Origin of the sequence: Thioclava dalianensis (assembly GCF_000715505.1) — a bacterium.
GTDB lineage: Bacteria > Pseudomonadota > Alphaproteobacteria > Rhodobacterales > Rhodobacteraceae > Thioclava > Thioclava dalianensis.
In genome coordinates, this window is sequence record NZ_JHEH01000083.1 from 1 (window position 1) to 2730 (window position 2730).

Here is a 2730-nt window from a genome sequence, read left to right on the forward strand (position 1 = left end):
TGGCGGAGACGAAGCCCGCCACAAAGACTAGCACAAGCGCGCGTTTCATCCAAGTATTGTTGAGAATTTTTGAAATCTGCCGCGCATCGAGGCCCTGACCACGCCAAAAATGCTGCACAAAACGCTGCACAAAACGCTGCTCAGAAAGTAGCTTGAAACGCTACTCGTTTCGGGGCAAACATCAAGCATGAGGCTCACAAGACGCGGCAATACTCTCTCGATCAGGAAGCGGGTGCCAAAGCGGTTCTCCGCCATCGAGCCGCGTGATTATGTCTGGCTCGCCCTACGCACCGATTCCGAAGATATCGCCCAGCAGAAGGCCCCCGTTGTCTGGGGCGAAATGATAGAGGCGTGGGAGGCTAAGCTCCGAGGTGCAGAGGCAGAAGGCAATGATCGACTGTCTGCCGCGCGGGATCTCGCGGCGCGGCGCGGCTACCGATACCTGAATGCGCCAGATGTCTCCCGGCTGCCACTGGATGAACTGCTCAACCGGATCGAGCATGTCGTCAACACGCGCGGCGAGATCGATGTGATCGAGGCCGAGGCCGTTCTCGGCGGCGCGGAGGCCCCGAAGATCACCGTCAACGCTGCACTGGAAGAATACTGGCGCATCGAGGCACCGAAGACCAAGGGCAAGAGCGACGACCAAATCAGGCGCTGGAAGAACCCACGGAAAAAGGCGATCAAGAATTTTGTGGATCTCAAAGGCGACATGGACATTGCCGAGATCACCACATCCGACTTTTTCGATTTCCGCGCATGGTGGTGGGAGCGCATCTCCAAGAACGATCTAACCGCGAACAGCGCCAACAAGGATTTTGTCTACCTGTCCTCTACGATCCGCACCGTGGCGCGCGCCAAATCGATCAAGCTGAAATTCGAGACCGAAGGCCTAGCGATCGATGAAGGGAAGAAGCGCACGCGCCCCCCCTTCTCGATTGACTGGATCAAGAACAAGCTGCTCGCACCCGGGGCGCTGGACGGCCTCAACGAGGAGGCCCGGTGCATCGTCCTGACGATGGTGAATACCGGCGCGCGCCCGAGCGAGATTGCCGGTCTCAAGCCCCACCATATCCATCTGTCCGCGAAGGTGCCCCACATTGAGATCAAGGCCGAAGGTCGACAACTCAAGAACCATCATTCGGAGCGCGTGATTCCGCTCGTCGGGATCAGCTTGGAGGCGATGCGATCTTGCCCCGAGGGTTTCCCGCGGTATTTCGACAATCCGACGCTTTCGGACACCGTGAACAAGTATCTCCGCGCGAACAAGCTGTTGGAGACGCCAGCGCACTCTCTCTACAGCTTGCGACATGCTTTCGAAGACCGAATGCTTGCAGCTGGAATAGATGAACGGATCCGGCGCGACTTGTTTGGCCACAGCCTAAACCGCGAGCGGTATGGAAAAGGCGCAGATCTTTCCTATCTAAAGGAATTGATTGAACCAATTGCGTTGTAGGAGGAGATCTAGATGGGAGCGCAAGATATACCGCTTATTCCGTGGCTCGACCCCGGTTTTCTGATGTTCATGGCCGTGTGCGCGGTTGGTTGGGGCATCTGGTGGGTGATCGATGAAATCCGTGGGTGGCTACGCCGCCGCCGCTATTACGACTGATCGGTTTCGATCCGCTCACTGGTGGGCATTTTCCGCCTCCATAACCGAGACGCGCTGCTGCAAGATCTCAAAAGATCGGCGCCACCCTTGTGCCTCCTTGAAGGCCTCATGCGCAATATATCCAGCTAAACCGGCTGCAATCCAAGCGATGGCAGAAACTGTCAGCATGACCCACATTTAACGCAATAAGCTTCGAGCGCGGCGATCTGCATGTCGGGGTTCTGGTCTGCTGTCGAAACGCGGGCATATCCGATCCGCCGAACGGTCAATTTCTCGGATTGGGCCGCTTCTTTATTACTGCTTTTCGCCATCATCGCCGCCGTTCTGGACTGAGTTTTCAGACTGACCTTCGCGGCGATCAAGTTCGCTGTCCACTGCTTCGCGAATGAAAGCCGCGCGCTGGTTTGGCCCCGCCACCTTTTCGATGCGGTCCAGCGCCTCTTGCGTCAGGCGCACAACAGTCGGTTTCACGTTCATCGGCGGGCGTCCCATGCGCACGCTCGTATCCGATATCGGAAATTCGGTCAAATATTCTTCCTCGGCAGTAAGCGATATCGCTTATTGACTGAGTAACCGATATCGCTTATTCAGTCAACATACGATCCAACTGACCCCGGAGGCCGATATGACGAACCCAAGAATTGCACTTTGGGACAAACTGGAGGCGGCATCTGTTGCCCTCCTGACGGCTATGGAAGAGGTCGCTTGCGATCCCAATTGGCCTGATCACTACCACGAGGAATGGGATGACCTGCATGGGGCCCTGACCGAGCGCCCGCGCATGACGCTGGCGCGACGTGACGCCTTGTCCCGTCACCAATCTTAAAAACCCCGGAGGCGCACCAACATGACGATTGCAGCAGTAGAGGGAGACGAAGTCGTGATCCGCATCCCGGTCACGGCGCTACCCTATCAGCCAGAACCGCGCGGCTTTCTCGTGACGGATGCCGCCGCCTTCGCGCCGCATGTCGCGCGCGAGATAAGCGGCGAAGATACCGGCGAGCGCCCGTGGATCGAGCCGCTTGTCGAGGCTGCAATCATCCGCGCCGCCGAGGGCGATGCGCCCGGCATAAAATGGGATGACGCCAGCGCCGAAGATCAGGCGCTATACGAAGCCG

Annotated in this window: 6 protein-coding genes; 4 read left to right on the plus strand and 2 right to left on the minus strand. The window is 57.8% G+C overall.

What is annotated here, in order from left to right:
• The first annotated feature begins 232 nt into the window (after positions 1-232).
• Both DL1_RS20570 and DL1_RS21790 read left to right on the plus strand, forming a co-directional pair.
• Entirely contained in the window at positions 233-1456 is a 1224-nt protein-coding gene (locus DL1_RS20570; protein WP_428837391.1) for a tyrosine-type recombinase/integrase, read from the plus strand.
• Positions 1457-1468: 12 nt separating this feature from the next.
• On the plus strand, positions 1469-1612 hold the full coding sequence (locus DL1_RS21790; protein WP_156022759.1) for a hypothetical protein: 144 nt from the start codon (positions 1469-1471) through the stop codon (positions 1610-1612).
• Between the two features lie 161 nt (positions 1613-1773).
• On the opposite strand, the gene DL1_RS21440 is transcribed toward DL1_RS21790, so the two are convergent.
• Complete coding sequence (locus DL1_RS21440; protein WP_342727074.1) at positions 1774-1926, minus strand: recombinase family protein; 153 nt, start codon at positions 1924-1926, stop codon at positions 1774-1776.
• Positions 1907-2140, minus strand: coding sequence for a hypothetical protein (locus DL1_RS20575; RefSeq protein ID WP_038070250.1), 234 nt, complete (start codon positions 2138-2140; stop codon positions 1907-1909). Before DL1_RS20575 ends, DL1_RS21440 begins: the two co-directional genes overlap by 20 nt.
• Positions 2141-2237: 97 nt before the next feature.
• On the opposite strand from DL1_RS20575, the gene DL1_RS20580 reads away from it, so the two are divergent.
• Positions 2238-2438 (plus strand): hypothetical protein, encoded by a 201-nt coding sequence (locus tag DL1_RS20580; protein ID WP_038070252.1) that lies wholly within the window; start codon positions 2238-2240, stop codon positions 2436-2438.
• Between the two features lie 21 nt (positions 2439-2459).
• On the plus strand, positions 2460-2730 hold a 271-nt coding region (locus DL1_RS20585; RefSeq protein WP_038070255.1), incomplete at its 3' end, for a hypothetical protein.